Consider the following 22,565-nt stretch of genomic DNA (forward strand, 5'->3'; position numbering starts at 1 on the left):
GCATTCCGACACGACGGTGCTTCCCCCTCCGTTGACAGTCGGGAGTCCCGCCGCTGTGATGTTGCATGTTGTTCATATCCGGTGATTCATGAGCGAATTCATCGCCCCTCACCACCGCGCAGACCTGGCCCGGCCGCCCAGGTCCGGCCGGTTCCCCCCACCGGTTCGCCGTGCAGTCAGGGCAGCGCGAACCCCCCAGGACCCAACAGGGAGCCCCACCATGCCCCACGACCTCCCACACCCACCCGCACGCCGGACCGCCCGGCGACGGCGACGCCGCGCCCTCGCCACGCTGCTCGCCGCCGTGCTCGCCGTCCTGCTGTCGGCGGCGACGACCCTCGGCGGCGGTTCCCCCGCCCTGGCCGAGCCCGGGCCGTCCGCCCCGCCGACGGGCGCGGCACCGGCCCCCGCACCGGCCCCCGCACCGACCGCCGCGGGCGGCAGCCACACGGTGACCTACGACGGCTACTCGATGATGATCGACGGCCGCCGCACCTACATCTGGAGCGGGGAGTTCCACTACTTCCGGCTGCCCAGCCCCGACCTGTGGCGGGACATCCTGGAGAAGCAGCGGGCGGCAGGCTTCAACACCGTCTCGCTCTACTTCGACTGGGCCTACCACTCCCCCGCACCCGGGGTCTACGACTTCACCGGCGTCCGCGACGTCGACCGCCTGCTCGACCTCGCCGCCGAGCTCGGCCTCTACGTGATCGCCCGCCCCGGTCCCTACATCAACGCCGAGGTCGACAGCGGAGGCTTCCCGGCCTGGGTGGACACCCTGCCCGGCCATGCCCGGGGGACGAACCCCGCCTACCTCGCGGCCGCCGACGAGTGGCTCGCGAAGATCGACCCGATCATCGCCCGCCACCAACTCACCGACGGTCGCGGCACCGTGATCGCCTACCAGGTGGAGAACGAGTTCTACCAGAACGACGCTCCGGGCCGGGTCTACATCGCCCACCTCGCCAAGGGCGCCCGGGACCGGGGCATCACCGTCCCGCTGACCGGCAACCACAACGCGCACTTCACCGAGGGCACCGGCGCCCTCGACATCGACGGCGTGGACTCCTACCCCCAGGGCTTCAACTGCTCCTCCCCCGACACCTGGAAGGGCGTGCCCGACCTCTCCTACGGACACGCCCCCGGCAGTCCGCTGTTCGCCGCGGAGTTCCAGTCCGGCGCGTTCGACCCGTGGGGCGGCCCCGGCTACGAGAAGTGCCGGCAGCTGCTCGGCCCGCAGTTCGCCAACGTCTTCCACCAGCAGAACATCGCGGTCGGCGCGACCATGCAGAACCTCTACATGGCCTACGGCGGCACCAACTGGGGGTGGCAGGCCGACCCCGGCACGGTCTACACCTCGTACGACTACGGCGCCCCGATCACCGAGGCCCGCGGGCTCACCGACACCTACCGGCAGGACAAGCTGACCGGCTACTTCCTGCAGAGCGCCGCCCCCCTCACCAGGACCGACCGGGTCGCCGCCGGGCGGCCGAGCGCCGCCGGCCTCACCGAGACCGTCCGGATCAACCCCGACGACAGCACCCAGTTCCACGTCCTGCGGCAGACCGACGCCACCTCGACCAAGAAGGTCGACACCACGATCTCGCTCGACCTCGGCGCGCAGGCCTACACCGTCGACGACCAGGGCCCGGAAGCGGTCTACGGAACCGGCTGGACCAGGGCGGGCTACCAACAGGGCTACACCGCCGACGAGTTCCGGCAGACCGAGTCCTGGACCGACCGCGCGGGGGCCGACGTCACCGTGCGCTTCAAGGGCACCGCGGTGCGCTGGATCGCCTCCACCGCCGCCAACCACGGCCTGGCGGACGTGTACCTGGACGGCACCAGGGCCGCCACGGTGGACGGCTACTCCGCCGGCACCGTCTCCCAGCAGGTGCTGTGGGCCACCAGCGGGCTGACCGCCGGGGAGCACACCCTGCGGATCGTGGCCACCGGGCGCAAGAACGCGTCGGCCAAGGGCGCCTTCGTCTCCGTGGACGCCGTGGACGTGCCAGGCCCCGCCGGCCGGGTCTACCCGACCGTGCCGCAGGAGCCGGGCACCGCGATCTCGCTCAACGGCCGCCAGTCCAAGACCCTGGTCGCGGACTACCCGGTCGGCGCCTCCCGCCTCCGCTACTCCACCTCGGAGCCGGTCACCCACGCCCGGATCGGCGGACAGGACATCGCGCTGCTCCACGGCGACCACGGGCAGCCCGGCGAGACGGTCGTCGAGGCCGCGACCCGGCCGACCGTCCAGGTACTGGCCGGCACCGTCCACAGCAGCTGGGACGCCGCCACCGGGGACCTCCGGCTGAACTACACCCACGACGGACTCGCCCGCGTCCTGGTCACCGGGGGCGCGCAGCCGCTGCTGCTCCTGCTCGCGGACACCGCGACGGCCGGCGACTTCTGGCGGGCGGAGACCTCCGCCGGACCGGTGCTGGTGCGCGGGAGCTCGCTGCTGCGCTCGGCCTCGCTCGCGGCCGGCACCCTGGCGCTGACCGGCGACAACGCGCAGGCCGGACCGGTCGAGGTGTTCGGTCCGGCCGCCACCGCCACCACCTGGAACGGCGCCCCGCTCGCGCTGCGGACCGGTACCGGCGGTTCGCGGGTCGGCGACCTCGCCGCCCCGGCCGCCGTCGTCCTGCCCGCGCTCACCGGCTGGAAGAAGCAGGCGGAGAACCCGGAGTCCCGGCCGGGCTTCGACGACTCCGGGTGGCGCACGGCGGACAAGCAGTCCTCGAACAGCACCACGACGCCGGTCACCAAGCCGGTGCTGTTCGCCGACGAGTACGGCTTCCACCACGGGGACGTCTGGTACCGGGGGCACTTCACCGGGACGGCCGGCACCACCGGGGTGAGCCTGTCGGCCCTCACCGGCAAGGCGGGCGTCTACTCGGTGTGGCTCAACGGCACCTTCCTCGGCAGCGCCCCGGAGGGCACCAAAGCGTTCGCCTTCCCCGCCGGGAGCGTCACCCCGGGCCGGGACAACGTGCTGGCGGTGCTGCTGGAGAACTCCGGCCACAACAAGGACTGGTACGTCAACGACGCGCACAAGCAGGCCCGCGGCCTGACCGGCGCCAAGCTCACCGGCGAGGGCGCACCGGCGCTGGTCTGGCGCCTCCAGGGCGCGCTCGGCGGCGAGCAGCCGGCCGACCCGGCGCGCGGACCGATGAACAGCGGCGGCCTGTACGGCGAGCGCTCCGGCTGGTCGCTGCCCGGGTTCCCGGACAGCGGCTGGAGCCCGGCGACGCTGCCCGACCGGACCACCGCCCCGGGCGTCACCTGGTACCGGACCACGGTCGACCTGCACCTGCCGAAGGGCCAGGACACCTCGCTGGGGCTGCGGATCACGGACGACCGCTCCCGCCACTACCGGGCGCTGGTCTTCGTCAACGGCTGGCAGTTCGGGCGCTACATCAACGACGTCGGGCCGCAGACCCGGTTCCCGCTCCCCAACGGGATCCTGGACACCGACGGGAGCAACACGATCGCCGTCGCGGTGTGGAACACCGACGCCGCGGGCGGGGGCCCGGGCAGGATCGAGCTGGAGTCGTACGGGACGTGGCGGTCGCCGATGACGGCCGCCCGGGTGAGCGCTCCCGGGTACGGGGGCGGCGCGACCGCGGCGGCGTCGTAGCGGCGGCACCGCACCACGGAGTGGGACGGGCCCCCGGAGGCGTCAGCGGCCGGGGCCCCGTCCCACCACGCTGGAGTCCCGGATCACCAGCTGCGGACTGATCACCACCCGGTGCACCGGACGGTCCGCGCCTTCCCGCATCCGCTCCGCGAGCAGCCGGACGGCCGTCCGGCCGAGCGTCGGCTTGGCCGGGCGGACCGCCGTCAGCGCCGGCTCGGACAGCCCGGCCACCTCGTCGTCGTACGCGACCACCGCGAGGTCGGTCGGCACCTCGATGCCGCGTTCCTGGCAGCGGGCCACCAGCGAGATCGCCTCGCGGTCGGAGTGCACCAGGACCGCCGTGGTACCGCCGGCCAGGGCGGCGTCGAGGAAGCCGTCGAGCACGTCGTGCCAGTCCGCCGAACGGTGGTCGGGGGTGACCACCTCGGGGGTGCCGTCGGCGTCGAGGCCGAGCGCGGCCGTCGTCTCCTGCCAGCCCCGCCGCACGGCCGGGGTGGTCGGACTGGTCGCCGAGGCCAGCAGGCCGATCCGGCGGTGGCCCTCGGCGGCCAGGTGCCGTACGGCGAGGGCCGCGCCGAACGCGTGGTCGGTGGCGACCGACTCGACGTGCTCCGCGAACAGCCCGACGGTCGCGGTCCGTTCGACCAGCGTCACCGGGACGGGCAGCCCGGCCAGCCAGGACACCAGCTCGCCGGCGGCCTCCCCGACCGTCGGCGGCGCGATGAGCAGGCCCCGGATCCCGGCGGTCTCCAGCAGCCAGGTCACCTGGCGGCGGACGTCGTCCACGTCCTCGTAGGAGGATCCGCGCAGGACGATCCGGACACCCGCGTCGGGAGCCGCGTCGCGCGCGCCCCGGATGATCTGCGGCCAGTAGTAGTCGAGCGAGGGCACGACCATGCCGACCGCCGGCCGCTCGACGGCGCCCTCCACCGGCGCGGCCCCGCTCTCCTCGACCGCCGTCGGCGCCGCGGCCGGGGCCCGGTTGGCGTGGCGGGGCAGCCGGATGCCGCCGTGGACGCGCTCGATCACGCCCTCCTCGGCCAGCTGCGCCACGTCCCGGCGGACGGTCATCGGGCTGACGCCCAGCGCACGGGCGATGTCGGCGACCCGGAGCGTGCCGTGGTTGCGCAGCTCGCGCAGGACGTTCTCCCGGCGCTGCGCCGGCAGCAGGGGGGCCTCGGGCTCCGTCACAACGCCTCCGTGGTCGTTCCTCGTCATGGCGCCGTGGCGGGCGTCTCCGGTGGTCCGGCGCGGGCGGGGCGCAACGGCCCGGAACCGGACGGCCGCCCCCGCTCGATCCGAGCATAATCGATCACCTTCGCACACCGCACACGCCCCGGGGGGCGGGCGGTGCGGCGGGCCGCCGCACGGCAGCGGGCCGCGGCCGGGCCGATCGAGCGATCGGCCCGGCCGCGGCCCGGGTGCGGGGTCAGCGCTTGACGGTGAAGACCGGCCACTTCCCGCTGTAGTCGGACGTCCGGGTGTCGTAGTCGGTCATGGTGCCCATAACGCTGATGGACTTCCGGTTCTCGATGTAGTCGGCGTGGTCGATCCGGTCGGCATTGGTGCCGGCCGCGTTGACGGGCAGGTCGAAGACCGGGGCGAGGGTGGTGCCGTCGCGCAGGGCGGTGCTGGTCAGCCTGGAGTAGTTCTCGTCGGTGTAGAGGAACTCGAAGTCGTCGTTGCCGGTCTTCACCATGTCGAAGAACTGGGCCGTACCGGACTTGACGGTGCCGTACTCCCAGGCGTTGTTGCTGTTGAGACGGGCCCAGCGGATGTTGCGCTGTCCGGCGAGGGCCTCGCCGAAGCCGACGTAGACCTGGCCGGAGTCGGTGGCCCAGACCTGGGAGTACTGGACGGGGTGGGTGGCGGAGAAGTCGCCCGAGGCGGCCGGGGCGGCGGCCTTGACCAGGTGGGCGGGCAGGTCGGCGAAGTTGACGGTGTTGCCGGCGTCCTGTCCGGCGGCGTTGGACATCCGCCCGGTGGCCGGGTCGTAGACGCTGACGTAGAGGTCCTTGCCCTGCTTGGCGTGGCCGTTGGGGCCGCCCCAGAGGCTGTAGCTGATGTACACCTTCCCGTTGATGACGGCGACACCGAACGCGTAGACCTCGTTGAACCTGTCGGCGGTCTCGCCGGTGTCGATGACGGTGCTGGGGGAGCTCCAGGTCGCGCCGTTGTCGGCGGAGCTCATCACCTTGTAACTGCGGTACGGGTGGCTCTGGTCGTCGTTGCGGGAGTAGAAGAAGTAGAGCTTGTCGCCGACGACCACCGGCATCGGGTAGTCGTTCCAGTCGCCGCTGATCTGCTTGGTCGTCCAGGTGCCCTCGGCCGAGTGCGCGGTGGGGGCGGTGGCCATGTACGAGGCGACCGAGTGCTTGTCGAAGAACACCGCGAGCCTGCCGTTGGGCAGCATCACCAGGGTCGAGTAGTTGTGGTAGTCGAACTGCCCGGTCTGGTTCTGGGCCTTGACCAGGACCGGGGCCTCCCACTGCTCGGTGGCGTGGTCGTAGGCCCGCACGTACACGTCCATCCTCGGGCCGTTGTAGGTGATGTAGGTCTTGTTGGAGGCGGCGTCGTACAGGCCGCCGCCGAAGGACCGGCGGCACTGGAAGGTGGCGTCGGTGCTCAGCACGTCGAACGAGGGCGACACGGCGGTGGCGGCGGCGGCCGGGGTGGGGGCGGCCGCGCCGGGCAGCGCGACGGCGCCGGTGGCGAGGGTGAGCACGGCCGCGGCGAGGGCGGTACGGCGGCGGAGCGGGGTGCCGGAAGGACCGGTTCTGTGCATGGGGGTCTCCTGGTGCGAAGCGGGTGGGGCCGCGGAAGGCACATGTCGGCGACTCGCAGCGGAACGCTTCCCGACGCAGGGCGAAACCGTCACCTGAGCGATCGATCAGAAGCGAACAGCGGCCGACGAGCTGAATGACACCCGCGTTTCCGGGAGGTGTCAAGGGGGTGCGCACGGTCGTTCCGGCGGACCCGCCCGACCCGCCCGCGCCGGGCGGCATGCTTCGTCCCCGAGCGGACCGGGACCGGTCCGCCCCTGGTCAGCGCCTCCCCGGCGGCTACGCACGATTCACGTACCGATCGACCGCATCGACACGGAACCGTTCCGGACCCGGCCTCCCGGGCGCCGCCCCGACCGTGGCCCCATGGGTGGTGGGCGGCGACGGCCGCCCGACGCATGTCCGGGCGAGGGCCCGATGTCTCAGGTTCGACCACAAACGCACACTCCCGATCGAAACCTTTGCGTCACGAACGGGAAACGAGGGCTTGTGTCGGACCATCGGCATGCGGTGTACTCCCTCTCACTGATCGAGTGAACAGAAAGAAACACTTTCGCTCGCATCGACTGCCCGCCCCCAGGAAGGACCTCAGGACATGCGTCACCGTCCGGAAGCACTGCTCGTGATGCGGCGCGACACCTTCGGGGTCCAGTTCGGCCACCGACAGCTCGACCGGCTGCGGTCGCTGGCCCGGCTCGGCGACCCGCTGTGGAGCGAGGACCTCGACGAACCCCGCACCCTGGCCCGGCTGGCCGAGGCGGAGGTGCTGCTGACCTCCTGGGGATGCCCGCCGCTGACCGCCGAACGCCTCGACGCCGCACCGAGGTTGCGCGCCGTACTGCACTGCGCCGGCAGCGTGCGGCCGCTCGCCTCCGACGCCCTGTGGCAGCGCGGCCTGCTGGTCACCAGCGCCGCCGAGGCCAACGCCCGGCCGGTCGCGGAGTACACCCTGGCCGCGATCGTCCTCGCCGGGAAGAAGGCCCATGTGCTCGCGGCGCAGTCCCGGGTGCGACCCGCCGACTGGTCCGCCGTCCAGCACCGGCAGGACCTCTCCAACTACCGGCGCGTCGTCGGGATCGTCGGCTACTCCCGGATCGGACGCCGCGTGGTGGACCTGCTGCGCGGCACCCTCGACACCGCCGAGATCCTGGTCACCGACCCCTACGCCGACCCGGCCGAGGTCGCCGCCGCCGGTGCCCGGCTGGTCGGGCTGGACGAACTGCTGCGCCGCGCGGAGATCCTCTCGTTGCACCTGCCCGCCCTCCCGTCCACCCGGCACGCGATCGGCGCCCGCGAACTCGGCCTGCTGCCCGACGGCGCGACCGTCATCAACACCGCCCGCGGCAGCGTCGTCGACACCGACGCCCTGGAACGCGAGTGCGCCGCCGGCCGGCTCGACGCCATCCTCGACGTCACCGACCCCGAACCGCTGCCGCCGGGCTCCCGGCTGGCCGCCCTGCCGAACGTCATGCTCACCCCGCACATCGCCGGCTCCCTCGGCACCGAGACCCGCCGGATGGCCGACCAGGCGCTCGACGAGCTCGAACGCCATCTGGACGGCCTGCCGCCGCTGGACGCCGTCACCCACGAGGCCCTGGCGGTGCGGGCGTGAACGCCGCGACCCCGACGCCGACCCCGTCCCCGACACCGACGCCGACGCCGACGGCTCGGCCCACCGAGTACGGCCCCGGCCCCTCCCCGATCACCGGATGGACCCGGCCCGACGTCGCGGCGCTCGCCGACCGGCTGCTGCTCGCCGCCCGCCGGCACGCCTCGCCCGCACACGCCCTGATCACCCCGCCCGGCGCCCCCGGCGGCTACGGCACCGCGGTCGACGGCCTTGAGGGCTTCGCCCGGACCCTGCTGCTCGCGGGCTTCCGGGTCGCCGGGGAGCACGGCCGCGACCCGCTGCACCTGATGGAGCACTACGCCCGGGGCCTCGCCGCCGGCACCGACCCGGCCTCGCCCGAGCGCTGGGTGACACCCCGGGAGCACCCCCAGGCCAAGGTGGAGGCGGCCTCGCTCGCCCTGGTCCTCGACCTGACCCGGCCGTGGCTCTGGGACCTGCTCGACCCCGGCGTGCGGGAGCGGGTGGTCGGCTACCTGTCCCAGGTGGTCGGCGACGACGGCTACCCGCGGACCAACTGGGTGTGGTTCCGGATCGTCGTCGAGCAGTTCCTCGCCTCCGTCGGCGGACCGTGGTCCCGGGAGGACATCGAGTCCGACCTCGCCGTGCACGAGACCTTCGTCCGCCGCGACGGCTGGTACAGCGACGGCGCGGAGCGCAGCTACGACCACTACAACGGCTGGGCGCTGCACCTGTACCCGGTGCTGTGGAGCCGGATGGACGGCGCGGAGGAGTTCGCCGCGCCCCGCCTCCCCCGGTACCGCGAGCACCTGGACCGCTTCCTGCTCGACGCGGTCCGGCTGGTCGGCGCCGACGGTTCGCCGCTGCTCCAGGGGCGCAGCCTCAGCTACCGGTTCGCCGCGGCGGCGCCGTTCTGGCTGGGCGCGTTCAGCGACAGCACCGCGCTGTCCCCGGGACTGCTGCGGCGGGCCGCCGTCGGGATCGTCAAGCACTTCGCCGACCGGGGCGCGCCCGGTGCCGACGGGCTGCTCAGCCTGGGCTGGCACCACCCGTGGCGGCGGCTGGCGCAGCGCTACTCGGGCCCCGGCTCGCCGTACTGGGCGTCGAAGGGCCTGCTGGGGCTGGCCCTGCCGGCGGACCACCCGGTGTGGACCAGCACCGAGGAGCCGCTGCCGGTCGAGGTCGCCGACCAGTCGGCGCTGCTGGCGGCCCCGGGCTGGGCGCTGAGCTCGACCCGTGCCGACGGCATCGTGCGGGTCCACAACCACGGCACCGACCACGCCCGCCCCGGCGACCGGACCGGTGACTCGCCGCTCTACGCCCGGCTCGGCTACTCGACCGCCACCGCCCCGCTGCTGTCCGAGGACGGCTGGGACGCGCCGCTCGACCAGTCCGTCGTCCTGCTGGACGCCGACGGGCGGGCCACCCACCGCACCGGCTTCGAGACCTCGCGGTCGAGCAGCCGGAGGGCGCGGCGGTGCTGGCCTCGCGGGCCCGCTGCCACTGGGTCGATCCCGACCGCGGCGTCCCCGACCACGGCAGCGGCCGGCCGGGCACGGCCGTGGACGCCGCGGTGGTCACGACCGTCTCGATCGTGCGCGGGGCCTGGGAGGTGCGCTGCGTCCGGGTCGATCCGGCTGGCTCGCCGGGCTGGCCCGAGGTCGCCGCGCTGCGCGTCGGCGGCTGGCCGCTCACCGCCGACCGGCCGCCCGTCGACCGGGTCGACGGGTCGACGGCGAGCGCCGCCGCCACCGACCGCACCTCGACCTCGGTCGGCCTGCTCGGCTTCACCGGGGCCGGGGTCGACCGGGCCCTCGACGCCACCCCGCTGGGCGAGGCGACGGCCACCCCCTGGCTCCGGGCCCGCCCGCGACCGGGTGGCTGGTGCGTCGCCGCGCTGGCCCTGGGCGCGCCCCCGCACGTGCCGCCGCGCGCCGAACTCTCCGCGCCGGGAGCCCCGCCGACGGTCACCGTCGGCTGGCCGGACGGCCGGACCACGGTCGCCGTGCTGCCCGGCTCCCCTGTCCCCCCTGCCTCCCCCGCCTGATCCCCCGTCACCCCGACCCACCCCGATCCACCCGGGCACCGCGCCCCGGATCCCGAGACACCCAGGACCACCCGTGAACCGAAGAAGTGTCCTCGCCCTCCTCGCCGCCGTGGCCGTCGCCGCCCCGCTGACCGCCTGCGGCTCCAGCCCGGAAGCCACCGGCGCCGCGGACAACGGCCCGGTCGAACTCACCGTCAGCGTCTGGAACATGGCCACCACGCCGGAGTTCAAGGCCCTGTTCGACGCCTTCCACGCCGCGAACCCGAACATCACGGTCAAGCCGGTCGACATCCTCGCCGCCGACTACCCGACCAAGATCACCACGATGCTCGCCGCCGGCGACACCACCGACGTCATCACCATGAAGAACGTCATCGACTACTCCCGCTACGCCGGCCGGGGCCAGCTCAAGGACCTCACCCCGCTCGCCACCAAGGGCGAGGCCGACAAGCTCAACGGCCTGGGCGCGTTCCGGCAGGAGAACGGCAAGTACTACGCCCTGCCCTACCGCCAGGACTTCTGGCTGCTCTACTACAACAAGAAGCTGTTCGACGCGGCCGGCAAGCCCTACCCGACCAACCTCACCTGGGACGCCTACGCCGACCTCGCGAAGTCGCTGACCTCCGGCACCGGGCAGAACAAGGTGTACGGCACCTACCAGCACACCTGGCGCTCGGTGGTGCAGGCGGTCGCGGCCGCGCAGACCGGCGGCGACCTGCTGGGCGGCGACTACGGCTTCCTCGCCGACCAGTACCGCAACGCGCTCGCGCTCCAGGACGCCGGCGCGACGATCGACTTCGGCACCGCCACCACCCAGAAGACCGGCTACCAGTCGGTGTTCGAGAACAAGCAGGCCGCGATGCTGCCGATGGGCACCTGGTTCATCGCCAAGCTGCTGGCCGACAAGGCGGCCGGCACCACCGACGCCGACTGGGCCCTCGCCCCGCTCCCGCAGCGCCCCGGCGCCTCCGACGTCGCCACCTTCGGCTCGCCGACCGGCTTCGCCGTCAACAAGAAGGCCGGACACGCGGACGCCGCGCAGAAGTTCGTCGAGTTCGCCGCCGGCCCCGAGGGTGCCAAGGCGGTGACCGCGGTCGGCGTGGTGCCCGCCCTGCTGACCGAGCAAACCCGCCAGGCCTACTTCGCGCTGCCCGGGATGCCCACCGACGACGGCTCCAAGAAGGCGTTCAAGCCGGACCGGGTGGCGCTGGAGATGCCGGTCGGGCCGAAGACCTCCCAGATCGACACGATCCTCTCCGAGGAGCACCAGTTGGTCATGACCAAGCAGAAGCAGGTCGACGCCGGGATCAAGGAAATGAACTCCCGCGTGAAGACCGAGACCGACTGAGACCCGCGGCAACGGGCGGGCGGCCGAACGCCGCCCGCCCGTCCGGAAGGACCACCATGACAGACCTCATCGGCGCCGCACCCGCGACGCGGACGGCCGGCACCGCGCCGCCGTCCCGCGGGCCCTCCCGGTGGCGCACCACGCTCGTCGGCTGGAGCTTCATCCTGCCGAACTTCCTCGGCTTCGTCCTGATCACCCTCGTCCCGGTGGCCGCGGCGATGGCTCTCTCCCTCACCGACTGGGACTCCTACAACCCGCCGCACTGGACCGGGCCGGAGAACTTCCGCCGCCTCCTGAACGACGAATCGACCAAGGTCGCCCTGCTCAACACGCTGACCTACGCGGCGGGACACGTCCCGCTCACCGTGGCGGCCTCGCTCGGCCTCGCGCTGCTGCTCAACCGCAGGCTCGCCGGCGTCGCGTTCTTCCGCGCCGCCGCGTTCTTCCCCTACATCACCTCGATGGTCGCGGTCGCGCTGGTGTGGAACATGCTCTTCAACCCGGCCTCCGGACCGGTCAACCAGTTCCTGGAGTCCCTCGGCGTCGACCACCCGCCCGGCTGGACCAGCAGCACCACCTGGGCGATGCCCGCGGTCGTCGTCGCCAGCGCCTGGCGGGACATGGGCTACTACATGATCCTCTTCCTGGCCGGCCTCCAGGCGATCCCCAAGGAGCTGTACGAGGCCGCCGAGATGGACGGCGCCGGTGCCTGGCGGCGCTTCCGCAGCGTCACCCTGCCCGGGCTGCGGCCGGTCACCTTCCTGGTCCTGATCCTGCTGACGGTGCAGAGCTTCAAGATCTTCGACCTGGTCGTCGTCATGACCGGCGGCGGACCGGGCCGGGCGACCCGCGTACTGTCCCAGCAGATCTACCAGAAGGGCATCGTGGACGGGGAGTTCGGCTACGCCTCGGCGATCTCGGTGGTCCTGTTCCTGCTGGTCCTGGTCCTCACCCTCGGTCAGTTCTGGTTCAACAAGCGGAGGGACTCATGACCCCGACCCCCGCGGTCCGCCGCGTCCGCGCCCTGATCGGCCGGGGCCTGGCGTACGCGCTGCTGCTGGCCGCGGCGGCCGCCGTCCTCGTCCCCTTCGCCTGGATGCTCGGCGCCTCGCTCAAGGACAACAACGAGGTCTTCACCGTCCCGGTGCGGTGGATCCCGGAGACCTTCCGCTGGAGCAACTTCGTCGACATCTGGAGCCGCATCCCGCTGAGCACCTACCTGGGCAACACCGTCCTGCTCAGCACCACCATCACCCTGCTGCAGCTGTTCACCGGCAGCTTCGCCGCCTACGGCTTCGCCAAGGTCCGCTTCCCCGGCCGCGACGTCCTGTTCTTCGCCTACATCGCGACGATCGCCCTGCCCTGGCAGGCGTACATGATCCCGCAGTACATCATGATGCAGAAGGCCGGACTCACCGACACCTACTGGTCGCTGATCCTGCTGCAGGCGTTCAGCGCCTTCGGGGTGTTCCTGATGCGGCAGTACTACCTGACCATCCCCGACGAGCTGTGCGAGGCCGCGCGCGTCGACGGCCTGACGGAGTACGGCATCTGGGCCCGGATCGTCCTGCCGCTGTCGAAGCCGGCCCTGGCCAGCCTGGCGCTGCTCACCTTCGTCAACACCTGGAACGACTTCATGGGCCCGTTCATCTACCTGACCAGCAACGAGCACTGGACAATCCAGCTCGGCCTGCAGTCCTTCATCGGCCAGTTCGACGCCGACTATGCGATGATGATGACCGGCTCCGTGCTGTCCGTACTGCCGATCCTGGTGATCTTCCTGATCGGCCAGCGCTACTTCATCCAGGGCATCGCCACCTCCGGAATGAAGGGGTGAGCGGGCGTGCGTGAACGGACCGGGCTGCCCTACGAGAGCGTCTTCACCACGGTGTACGCCGGGCTGCGGATCAACCTCTGCCTGGCGCTGGCGACGCTGCCGGTCACCGTCGCGGCCGCCCTGGGCGCCACCGCGCCGGCGGCCCGGCCGCTGACCGCCGCCCTCTCGGTCCTGTGCGGACCGGCCGTCAGGGGCGCCTGCGCCGCCTTCGCCGCCGTCACCGACGAGCCGCAGCGGGTGGGCCGGTCCTTCTGGGCCGGGTACCGGGCCGGGTTCGCGCACGCCTGCCGGACCGCCGCGGTCGCCGCCGCGGCGGTCCTCGTCCTGGTCACCGACCTGCGGCTGGCGACCGGCACCGCCTTCGCCCCGCTGACCCCGGTGCTCCTGCTGCTGATCGCCCTCGTCGTGCTCGTGGCGGTGACGGTCCTGGCCTCGGACCGGCCGCTGCCGGCCCGGCTGCTGCTCCCCACCGCCTACCTGGCCCTGCGCCGCTGGCACCTCGGCCTGGCCACCCTCGCGGTGCTCGCGGTCCTCCTCGCGGCGGTCGCCCTGCGCCCCGCCGTAGGACTCCTGCTGCTGCCCGCACCGGCGCTGTACGTGGCCTGGGTCAACACCCGCCATGTGCTCGCGCCGCTCACGGACGGCCCGCCCCACCGGGCCCCCCGCCGGGGCTGATCCCAGCACCCAGCACCCGGCAACCGGCGGCGGGAGCGCACACCGCGCCCCCGCCGCCGGCGTCCCCCGACCTCCCCCCGGCTCCAGGAGCACCCGTGTCCCACCCGCCGTCCGACGCCGCCCGCCCCCACCCATCGGGCGCCGGGCCGCTCGCCGCGCCCTCGGCCTGCCTGCCGGTGCCGACCGCCGACGACCGCTCGGCCTGGTCCGCCGACCGGCTGGACCCGCCGACGCTGGAGGCGCTGCGCGCACGGGCCTGCGCCGACCTCGCCGCGCCGTGGCCGCTCCCGTCCGCGAGCGGCTTCGCCCGGATCGCCCGCGACGGTGACCGGGCGGGCTACGAGGGCGCGGTGTTCGCCCGTGAACAGCGGCTCAGCCGCGCCGTGGTGATGGCCGCGGTGACCCTCGACGACGCCTGGATCGACGAGGTCGCCGACGGCGTGACGCTGCTGTGCGAGCAGAGCACCTGGTGCTGGCCCGCCCACGACGAGGCGTTCGGGCGCGGCGAGGTGGTGCCCGACCCCGCCCGGCCGTTCCTCGACCTCGGCGCGGGCGAGGTCGCCGCCCAACTCGCCTGGACCGACCACCTGCTGGGCACCGCGCTCGACCGCCGCTATCCCGGCCTGCGCGCCCGGGTCCGGCACGAGGTCGGCCATCGGGTGCTCACGCCGTTCGCCGCCCGGCGCGACTGGCACTGGCTCGGCCTGGACGGCGACGTCCACAACTGGAGCGCCTGGATCCACGGCCATGTGCTGGTCGCCGCCCTGGTCCTGGCGCCCGAGGGCACGACCCGGGACCGGCTGGTCGGGCTGGCGGTGGACGGACTGGAGCACTACCTCGCCTCGGTCCTCGCGGACGGCGCCGTCGACGAGGGCTTCCACTACTGGTGGCAGGGCGTCTGCCGGGCCCTCGAAGCCCTCGACGTCCTGCACCACGCGAGCGGCGGCGCCCTCGACCCGGCCCCGGCCGCGGCGCTGCGGGAGACCGTGGCGTTCCCGTACCGGATGCACCTGGGCGGCCCGTGGTACGTCAACGCCGCGGACAGCCCGGCCCGGGTCCCGCCCGGCCAGCCCTGGGACGCCCTGCACCGGGCCGCCCGCCGGACCGGGGACGCCGCCGCCGAGGCGCACGCCGCGGCGCAGCGCCGACCCGGGGCGCCGCTCGCCCGGGAGGAGGGCGGCTTGGGGCGGCTGCTGCGGGCGCTCACCGACCCGGGGTGGAACGGCGTCCGGCCCGCGGTGCCGCCGCTGCCCAGGGACGTCTGGCTGCCGTCCGTCCAGCTGTTCCTGGCCCGCCGCGCCGAGGGCAGTTGCGCCGGCCTCACCCTCGCCGTCAAGGGCGGGCACAACGGCGAGCACCACAACCACAACGACGTGGGCAGCGTCGTCGTCGCGCTGAACGGCGTCCCGGTGGTCGTCGACCCCGGCCGCCCGACGTACACCGCGCGGACCTTCGGCCCGGACCGCTACGGCGTCTGGACCATGCGGAGCGACTGGCACACCGTGCCACGGATCCGCGGCACCGACCAGGCCCCGGGGGCGGCGTACGCGGCCCGCGACGTCCGGGTGCGCAGCGACGAGGACGAGGCCGTGCTGAGCCTGGACCTCGCCGGCGCCTACCCCCGCTCCGACGTGGCCGGCTGGCGGCGGGAGGCCCGGCTGGACCGCCGCGACGGGCGGGTGCGGGTCCGTGAGACCTGGGACCTCGCACCGTCCACCGGGGCCGGCACCGGGGAATCGGCGACCCGGGTGCACCTGGTGCTCGCGGGCACCGTGACGACCGGCGAGGGGTACGCCGTGGTCACCGCGCTGGAGGGCGCGGGCGCCGTCCGGATCACCTGGGAGCCCGCGTCCACGCCGTGCACCACGACCGTGCGGCTGCTCGACGACCCGTGGCTCGGGGACGTGTGGGGCGAGCGGCTGACCCGGATCGGGATCGACGTCGGCGCGCTGGGGCCGCGGGGCACGCTCACCTGGGTCGTGGAGGAGCTGCCGGAACGTCCCTGACTCCGGCGGCACCCGTTGTCCCTGTTCTCCCACCGAGTTCTCCCACCGCCGCCCGGCCCCGACGGCCCGGCGTCCCGGCGTCCCGGCGTCCCGAGGAGGAACACCGTGAGACTGGCCCTGAGCACCCTGGGCACCCCCAGCCTGCCGCTCGCCGACGTGGTCGCCCTGGCCCGCCGCTTCGGCCTGGACGGGCTGGAGCTGCGCCTGCACCCCGACACCGGCGTCCACGCCGGCCTCGGGGCCGCCGACCGCGCCGCCGTCCGCCGCACCCTCGGCGGTCTGCCCGCGTTCTGCCTCTCCGGCTACGTCCGGATCTGCGAGCCCGGCGCCGACGGACCGGTCGTCGACGCCCTGCGCGCCGACCTCCGCCTCGCCCGCGACCTCGGCGCCGACCACGTCCGGGTCTTCCCCGGCGGCACCGACCTCGCGGCCGGAGCCCGGCGACTCGCCGCCGTCGCCGACGAGGCGCCGGACGAGGGGCCGACGGTGCTGGTCGAGACCCACGACGCCCTGCCCACCGGCGCGGCCGTCGCCGCCCTGCTCGACCGCGCGCCCCGCGCCGGCGCGATCTGGGACCTGCTGCACCCCTGGCGGCACGGCGAGGCGCCCGCCGACACCCTGCGCCGGCTGCGGGACCGCCTGCACTGCGTCCAGCTCAAGGACGCCCCCTCGCCCGCCTGCACCACCCCCGTCCCGCTCGGCACCGGCGCCGTCCCGCTGGACGAGGCCCGCCGACTCCTCGACGGCTACGACGGCTGGGTGTCGCTGGAGTGGGAGCGCACCTGGTACCCCGGCATCCCTCCGGTGGAGGACGTCCTGCCCGGCGCGCTCGACTGGGTCGCCGGGAGGTGGCCCGCGGCGTGAGCCGGTCCCCAGCTCGGTGAGCACAGCTTGGTAAGCGCTATCCAGCCCTGGTCCGTCCCTCGCGGCAGTCGCCCCCGGCCCCTCTCAGCCCGCCACCGGCCCCGTACTGCCGCGCACCACCAGGGCCACGCCCAGCGGCGCCTGCCGGGCCGGCGAGGCGCCGTCCGCGATCAGCTGGACGGCCCGCTCCCCCGCCTCCTCCAGCGGCAGCCGGACGGTGGTCAGCGACGGCCGCAGGTCCACCGCGAACGGCACGTCGTCGAAGCCGACGACCGAGACCTCCCCCGGCACGCTCCGCCCCAGGTCGTCCTGGACGGCGGCCAGCACACCCGCCGCCATCACGTCGTTCAGGGCCAGCACCGCCGTGACCCCCGGCTCGGCCGCGAACAGCCCGAGCGCCGCCTCCCGCCCGCCCGCACGGGTGAAGTCCGCGAACACCACCCTGCGGTCCGGGAGTTCACCGCCCAGCCGGGACCACGCCGCCCTGATCCCGGCGAGCCGCCGCCGCACGGTCACCAGGCCCTCGGGCCCGGCGACCACGCCGATCCGGCGGTGTCCGAGCTGCCAGAGCTCGGTGGCCGCGCGCTCGGCCCCGCCGGTGTGGTCGAGCGGGACGTAGGGCTCGACGTCCCGCTCGCCGATGCAGGACACCCGGCCGCCGTCGGCCCGGAAGGCGTCCAGTTCGGCGGCCAGGCGCGCCGTGAGGTCCGGATCGGCGACGCCGCTGCCGGCCAGCAGCACCGCCCGCGCCCGCTGGGCGCGCAGGCTCCGCACGTACTCGATCTCCAGCTCCGGATCGCCGAAGGTGGCGGCGATCATGACCATCAGCCGGTGCCGCTTGGCGGCCCGCATCGCCCCGGCGGCGATCGCCCCGAAGTACGGGTCGGCGATGTCGTGGACGACCAGGCCCACCACCGAGGTCGAGGACCGGGCCAGTGCCTGCGCGGGCGCGTTGGAGACGTAGCCGAGGTCCCGCGCCGCGTCCTCGACCTTGCGGCGCAGCTCCTCGCCCACGGTCCGGGTGCCCCCGTGGAGCACCCGCGAGGCCGTGGCGATCGACACCCCGGCGTGCTCCGCGACGCGTTGCAGCGTCACGGCGCCGGTGGAACGGGTGGCACGGGTGGTTGACCTCGGGTTCGGCATACTCGTAACGTACCCGGCGGAAAGCGCTTACCAAGAATCCGCGCACACCTCCCGCGCACCTCCCCCGGAAGGAAGGCCCACCATGTCCCGCAAGGTGATCGGCATCGTCATGAACGGTGTCACCGGTCGAATGGGCTACCGCCAGCACCTCGTCCGCTCGATCCTCGCCATCCGCGAGCAGGGCGGCCTGCCGCTCGGCGACGGCGAGGTGCTGTGGCCGGAACCGATCCTGGTCGGCCGCAGCGCCCACAAGCTCAAGGAGATCGCCGACCGGCACGGCCTGACCCACTGGACCACCGACCTGGACGAGGCCCTCGCCCACCCGCTGGCCGAGATCTACTTCGACGCCCAGCTCACCCAGGTCCGTGAGCAGTCCATCCGCCGGGCCGTCGCCGCCGGCAAGCACATCTACACCGAGAAGCCCACCGCCGAGTCCCTGGACGCCGCGCTGGAGCTGGCCCGCCTGGCCCGCGACGCCGGGGTCCGCAACGGCGCCGTCCAGGACAAGCTGTTCCTCCCCGGCCTGCTCAAGCTCAAGCGCCTGGTCGACAGCGGCTTCTTCGGCCGGATCCTGTCCGTGCGCGGCGAGTTCGGCTACTGGGTCTTCGAGGGCGACTGGCAGGAGGCCCAGCGGCCGTCCTGGAACTACCGCGCCGAGGACGGCGGCGGCATGGTCCTCGACATGTTCCCGCACTGGCGCTACGTGCTGGACGGCATCGTCGCCCCGGTCCGCTCCGTCTACGCCCACACCACCACCCACATCCCCACCCGCGTCGACGAGCAGGGCCGCCCGTACCAGGCCACCGCCGACGACGCCGCGTACGGCATCTTCGAGCTGGAGGGCGGCATCACCGCCCAGATCAACTCCTCCTGGGCGGTCCGCGTCGACCGCGACGAACTGGTCGAGTTCCAGATCGACGGCACCGAGGGCAGCGCCGTCGCCGGACTGCGCGAGTGTCGCTTCCAGCACCGGGCCGCCACCCCCAAGCCGGTCTGGAACCCCGACCTGGCCGTCACCGAGTCCTTCCGCGACCAGTGGCAGCGGGTGCCGGACAACGCCGAGTTCGACAACGGCTTCAAGGTGCAGTGGGAGCTGTTCCTGCGGCACGTGGTGACCGGCTCCGAGTACCGGTGGGACCTCCTGGAGGGCGCCAAGGGCGTCCAGCTCGCCGAGCTCGGCCTGCGCTCCGCCCGCGAGGGCCGCCGCCTGGACGTGCCCGACCTCGCGCTCTGAGCCCCGCGTACCGCCCCCGCCCGCACCCGCCCCGGTTCCGCCCGCACCCCGACCCGATTGCTGACACCATGACCGAGATCGACCTGCCCGGCCACGGCCGCCACCGTCTGTCCGAGCCGCCCCGCCTCCCGCCCACCACCGGGGCGCCGACCGGCCGCGTCGTGTACGCCGCCGCCCACGTCGTCGCCGACCCGCTCGGCGACAACGCCCCCGGCGCACCCGCGGCCGTCGACTGGGACACCACCCTCGCCTTCCGCCGCCACCTGTGGTCCCTCGGCCTCGGCGTCGCCGACGCCATGGACACCGCCCAGCGCGGCATGGGTCTCGACTGGCCCGCCACCCGCGAACTGATCACCCGCTCCGGCGCCGAGGCCCGCGCCACCGGCGGACTGCTCGCCTGCGGCGCCGGCACCGACCAGCTCGCCCCGGGCACCCACACCCTCGACACCGTCACCGCCGCCTACGAGGAGCAGCTCGACGTCGTCGAGTCCGCCGGCGCCCGGCCGATCCTGATGGCCAGCCGCGCCCTGGCCGCCGCCGCCCGCGGACCCGAGGACTACCTGCGCGTCTACGGCCGCATCATCGGCCAGGCCGAGCGGCCGGTGATCCTGCACTGGCTGGGCGAGATGTTCGACCCGGCCCTCAGCGGCTACTGGGGATCCACCGACCTCGACGCCGCCACCGCCACCGTCCTGGAACTCATCGGCGAGCACGCCGACCGCGTCGACGGCATCAAGGTGTCACTGCTGGACGCCGACCGCGAGGTCGCGCTGCGCCGCGCCCTGCCCGCCGGGGTCCGCCTCTACACCGGCGACGACTTCCACTACCCGGAGCTGATCCGCGGCGACGAGCACGGCCACAGCGACGCGCTGCTGGGCGTCTTCGACCCGATCGCCCCGGTCGCGGCCGCCGCGCTGCACGCCCTGGACGCCGGGGACCTCGACCGCTACGACGCGCTGTTCGCGCCGACCCTGCCGCTGGCCCGGCACCTGTTCGCCGCCCCGACCTACCACTACAAGACCGGGATCGTGCTGCTCGCCTGGCTGGCCGGGCACCAGGACCACTTCACCATGGTCGGCGGCGCGCAGAGCGGCCGTTCGGTCCCCCACCTGGTCGAGCTGTTCCGGCTCGCCGACGCCGCCGGGGTCCTGCCGGACCCCGAGCTCGCGGCCGACCGGATGCGGCGCTTCCTCGCCGTGGCGGCGCCGCTCGGCTGAGCGGGGGCGCGTCCCCGCCTCAGGGCCCCGCGTCCTTCGGTGGCCGTCCTGCCCTCAGGGCGGCCACCGGCCTCACCCTCCCCTCCGCTCCCCTCACCCTCCGCTCCCCTCACCGGCCCTCACCTCCTCTCCCCTCACCGGCCCTCACCTCCTCGAAAGGAGCCCGGCACCGTGACCGGACTCTCCCGCCTGTCGCTCAACCAGATCACCACCAAGAACTGGAGCCTCCCCGAAGCCGTCCAGGGCTGCGTGGACGCCGGGATCCCCGCCATCGGCCTGTGGCGGGACAAGGTCGCCGAGACCGGCCTCGCCCGCTCCGCCAAGCTCTGCCGGGACGCCGGCCTCGCCGTCAGCAGCCTCTGCCGGGGCGGCTTTCTCACCGCCGCCGGACCGGACGAGCGGCGGGCCGCGCTCGCCGACAACCTCCGCGCCATCGAGGAGGCCGCCGAACTCGGCACCGACACCCTGGTCATGGTCGTCGGCGGCCTCCCCGAGGGCAGCCGCGACCTCGTCGGCGCCCGCACCGCCGTCGCCGACATGATCGCCGAACTCGCCCCGCACGCCGGTGACTTCCGCGTCCGGCTGGCCCTGGAGCCGCTGCACCCGATGTTCTGCGCCGACCGCGCCGTCGTCTCCACCCTCGGCCAGGCCCTCGACCTCGCGGCACCCCACCCCGCTGCCCAGGTCGGCGTGGTCGTCGACAGCTACCACGTCTGGTGGGACCCGCAGTTCCCCGAACAGATCGCCCGCGCCGGCCGGGAGGGCCGCATCGCCTCCTACCAGGTGTGCGACTGGACCCTGCCGCTGCCCGCCGACGCCCTGCTCGGCCGCGGCCACGTCGGCGACGGCCACATCGACTTCCGCACCCTCACCGACCAGGTCACCGCCGCCGGCTGGACCGGCTGGATCGAGGTCGAGATCTTCAACCAGCTGATCTGGGACACCCCCGGCGAGCAGACCCTGCGCACCCTCGCCGAACGCCACCTCACCCACGTGGCCCCGGCAGCATGAGGATCGTCCTCGCCCCCGACTCCTTCAAGGGCACCGCCACCGCCGCCGAGGCCGCCCGGGCCCTCGCCGAGGGCTGGCACTCCGTCCGACCCCACGACGAGCTCGTCCTGCTGCCGATGGCCGACGGCGGCGAGGGCACCCTCGACGCGGTGGCCACCGCCCACCCGGGCGCGACCGTCCACGAGGTCCCCGGCTGCACCGGCCCCGACGGCCGCCCCGTCCCGGGCCGCTACCTGCTGCTCCCCGACGGCACCGCGCTGGTCGAACTCGCCACCGCCAGCGGGCTCCCCCTGCTCGAAGGCCGCCTCGCACCGCTCGCCGCCACCAGCCGCGGCACCGGCGAGGCGATCGCCGCCGCCCTGGACGCGGGCGCCACCGCGCTGACCGTCGCCCTCGGCGGCTCCGCCTCCTCCGACGGCGGCGCCGGACTGCTCTCCGCCCTCGGCCTGCGCGTCCTCGGCCACTCGGGAGCCCCGCTCCCCGACGGCGGCGGCTCCCTCGCCACCGCCGGGCACATCGACACCCGCCGGCTGCGCCCCGGCCCGCCCGGCGGCGTCCGGCTGCTCACCGACGTCACCAACCCGCTCTACGGCCCCGACGGCGCGGCCGCCGTCTACGGCCCGCAGAAGGGCGCCGGCCCGTCCGAGATCGCCCTGCTGGAACACGGACTTCGCCGCTACGCCGAACTGCTCGGCGGCGACCCCCACCACCCCGGCGCCGGAGCGGCCGGCGGCACCGCCTACGGCCTCGCCACCGCCTGGGACGCCCGGATCACCCCGGGCGCGGCCGCCGTCGCCGACCTCCTCGACCTGGACGCCGCCCTCGCCGGGGCCGACCTCGTGGTCACCGGCGAGGGCCGCTTCGACGCCACCAGCCTGCTCGGCAAGGCCGTCGGCGAGGTGATCGACCGCGCGCACCGCGCCGCCGTACCGTTCCGCGTCGTCGCGGGCGACTCCACCGACGAACGGGCGCTCACCCTGCTGTCCCTGTCCGGCGACAGCGAGGACGCACAACGGCGGGCCACCCACTGGCTCGAACTCGCCGGAGCACACCTGGCCCACTCGGCCGGAGAGCCGACGCACTGACGCGCTGACCCGCTGACCCGCTGACCCGCTGACGCACCCGACCGAGCCGGCGCCGGTGAGGATGTCGACGTCAGCCTGCCGGGAGCG

15 protein-coding genes are annotated in these 22,565 nt (G+C 74.2%); 12 read left to right on the top strand and 3 right to left on the bottom strand.

Annotated elements, in window-relative coordinates:
- Nucleotides 1-220: 220 nt before the first annotated feature.
- Complete coding sequence (locus ACW14Y_RS05910; protein ID WP_456986114.1) at nucleotides 221-3,640, top strand: beta-galactosidase; 3,420 nt, start codon at nucleotides 221-223, stop codon at nucleotides 3,638-3,640.
- A gap of 42 nt (nucleotides 3,641-3,682) precedes the next feature.
- On the opposite strand, the gene ACW14Y_RS05915 is transcribed toward ACW14Y_RS05910, so the two are convergent.
- Nucleotides 3,683-4,831: a LacI family DNA-binding transcriptional regulator gene (locus tag ACW14Y_RS05915; RefSeq protein ID WP_456986115.1), complete on the bottom strand. Its 1,149-nt coding sequence runs from the start codon at nucleotides 4,829-4,831 to the stop codon at nucleotides 3,683-3,685.
- A 238-nt stretch (nucleotides 4,832-5,069) separates the two neighbouring features.
- Nucleotides 5,070-6,425, bottom strand: a complete 1,356-nt coding sequence (locus ACW14Y_RS05920; RefSeq protein WP_456986116.1) for a BNR-4 repeat-containing protein — start codon at nucleotides 6,423-6,425, stop codon at nucleotides 5,070-5,072.
- A 593-nt stretch (nucleotides 6,426-7,018) separates the two neighbouring features.
- On the opposite strand from ACW14Y_RS05920, the gene ACW14Y_RS05925 reads away from it, so the two are divergent.
- The 7 genes from ACW14Y_RS05925 (at nucleotide 7,019) to ACW14Y_RS05955 (ending at nucleotide 16,788) form a co-directional block, all read left to right on the top strand.
- Entirely contained in the window at nucleotides 7,019-8,035 is a 1,017-nt protein-coding gene (locus ACW14Y_RS05925) for a hydroxyacid dehydrogenase (protein WP_380395151.1), read from the top strand.
- Nucleotides 8,032-11,406: an extracellular solute-binding protein gene (locus ACW14Y_RS05930; RefSeq protein WP_456986117.1), complete on the top strand. Its 3,375-nt coding sequence runs from the start codon at nucleotides 8,032-8,034 to the stop codon at nucleotides 11,404-11,406. Before ACW14Y_RS05925 ends, ACW14Y_RS05930 begins: the two co-directional genes overlap by 4 nt.
- A gap of 56 nt (nucleotides 11,407-11,462) precedes the next feature.
- Complete coding sequence (locus ACW14Y_RS05935; RefSeq protein WP_380310282.1) at nucleotides 11,463-12,398, top strand: carbohydrate ABC transporter permease; 936 nt, start codon at nucleotides 11,463-11,465, stop codon at nucleotides 12,396-12,398.
- Nucleotides 12,395-13,243, top strand: coding sequence for a carbohydrate ABC transporter permease (locus ACW14Y_RS05940; protein WP_380393306.1), 849 nt, complete (start codon nucleotides 12,395-12,397; stop codon nucleotides 13,241-13,243). Before ACW14Y_RS05935 ends, ACW14Y_RS05940 begins: the two co-directional genes overlap by 4 nt.
- A 6-nt stretch (nucleotides 13,244-13,249) precedes the next feature.
- On the top strand, nucleotides 13,250-13,918 hold the full coding sequence (locus ACW14Y_RS05945) for a hypothetical protein (protein WP_456986118.1): 669 nt from the start codon (nucleotides 13,250-13,252) through the stop codon (nucleotides 13,916-13,918).
- Nucleotides 13,919-14,013: 95 nt separating this feature from the next.
- A complete protein-coding gene (locus ACW14Y_RS05950) occupies nucleotides 14,014-15,924 on the top strand; it encodes a heparinase II/III domain-containing protein (RefSeq protein WP_456986119.1) in 1,911 nt (636 codons plus the stop codon).
- A 105-nt stretch (nucleotides 15,925-16,029) separates the two neighbouring features.
- The gene (locus ACW14Y_RS05955; RefSeq protein WP_456986120.1) at nucleotides 16,030-16,788 is read left to right on the top strand and encodes a sugar phosphate isomerase/epimerase family protein; all 759 of its coding nucleotides are present in this window, start codon (nucleotides 16,030-16,032) and stop codon (nucleotides 16,786-16,788) included.
- Between the two features lie 84 nt (nucleotides 16,789-16,872).
- Here the strand turns inward: ACW14Y_RS05955 and ACW14Y_RS05960 are convergent, their stop codons facing one another.
- Nucleotides 16,873-17,883: a LacI family DNA-binding transcriptional regulator gene (locus ACW14Y_RS05960; protein WP_340635347.1), complete on the bottom strand. Its 1,011-nt coding sequence runs from the start codon at nucleotides 17,881-17,883 to the stop codon at nucleotides 16,873-16,875.
- Nucleotides 17,884-18,013: 130 nt separating this feature from the next.
- Between ACW14Y_RS05960 and ACW14Y_RS05965 the strand changes: the two genes are divergently transcribed.
- The 4 genes from ACW14Y_RS05965 (at nucleotide 18,014) to ACW14Y_RS05980 (ending at nucleotide 22,478) form a co-directional block, all read left to right on the top strand.
- Nucleotides 18,014-19,165 (top strand): Gfo/Idh/MocA family protein, encoded by a 1,152-nt coding sequence (locus tag ACW14Y_RS05965; RefSeq protein WP_380442024.1) that lies wholly within the window; start codon nucleotides 18,014-18,016, stop codon nucleotides 19,163-19,165.
- Nucleotides 19,166-19,233: 68 nt separating this feature from the next.
- On the top strand, nucleotides 19,234-20,382 hold the full coding sequence (locus tag ACW14Y_RS05970; protein ID WP_380393324.1) for a dihydrodipicolinate synthase family protein: 1,149 nt from the start codon (nucleotides 19,234-19,236) through the stop codon (nucleotides 20,380-20,382).
- 171 nt (nucleotides 20,383-20,553) lie between these two features.
- The gene (locus tag ACW14Y_RS05975) at nucleotides 20,554-21,393 is read left to right on the top strand and encodes a sugar phosphate isomerase/epimerase family protein (protein WP_456986121.1); all 840 of its coding nucleotides are present in this window, start codon (nucleotides 20,554-20,556) and stop codon (nucleotides 21,391-21,393) included.
- Nucleotides 21,390-22,478 (top strand): glycerate kinase, encoded by a 1,089-nt coding sequence (locus ACW14Y_RS05980; RefSeq protein WP_456986122.1) that lies wholly within the window; start codon nucleotides 21,390-21,392, stop codon nucleotides 22,476-22,478. Before ACW14Y_RS05975 ends, ACW14Y_RS05980 begins: the two co-directional genes overlap by 4 nt.
- The last annotated feature ends 87 nt before the right edge of the window (nucleotides 22,479-22,565 follow it).

Source organism: Kitasatospora sp. cg17-2 (genome assembly GCF_054031055.1).

What these genes read in the sequence shown, in the direction of transcription:
- ACW14Y_RS05910 (WP_456986114.1), top strand. Translation starts at nt 221, where the DNA reads ATGCCCCACGACCTCCCACACCCACCCGCACGCCGGACCGCCCGGCGA.
- ACW14Y_RS05925 (WP_380395151.1), top strand. Translation starts at nt 7,019, where the DNA reads ATGCGTCACCGTCCGGAAGCACTGCTCGTGATGCGGCGCGACACCTTC.
- ACW14Y_RS05935 (WP_380310282.1), top strand. Translation starts at nt 11,463, where the DNA reads ATGACAGACCTCATCGGCGCCGCACCCGCGACGCGGACGGCCGGCACC.
- ACW14Y_RS05980 (WP_456986122.1), top strand. Translation starts at nt 21,390, where the DNA reads ATGAGGATCGTCCTCGCCCCCGACTCCTTCAAGGGCACCGCCACCGCC.
- ACW14Y_RS05920 (WP_456986116.1), bottom strand. Translation starts at nt 6,425, where the DNA reads ATGCACAGAACCGGTCCTTCCGGCACCCCGCTCCGCCGCCGTACCGCC.
- ACW14Y_RS05965 (WP_380442024.1), top strand. Translation starts at nt 18,014, where the DNA reads ATGTCCCGCAAGGTGATCGGCATCGTCATGAACGGTGTCACCGGTCGA.
- ACW14Y_RS05970 (WP_380393324.1), top strand. Translation starts at nt 19,234, where the DNA reads ATGACCGAGATCGACCTGCCCGGCCACGGCCGCCACCGTCTGTCCGAG.
- ACW14Y_RS05940 (WP_380393306.1), top strand. Translation starts at nt 12,395, where the DNA reads ATGACCCCGACCCCCGCGGTCCGCCGCGTCCGCGCCCTGATCGGCCGG.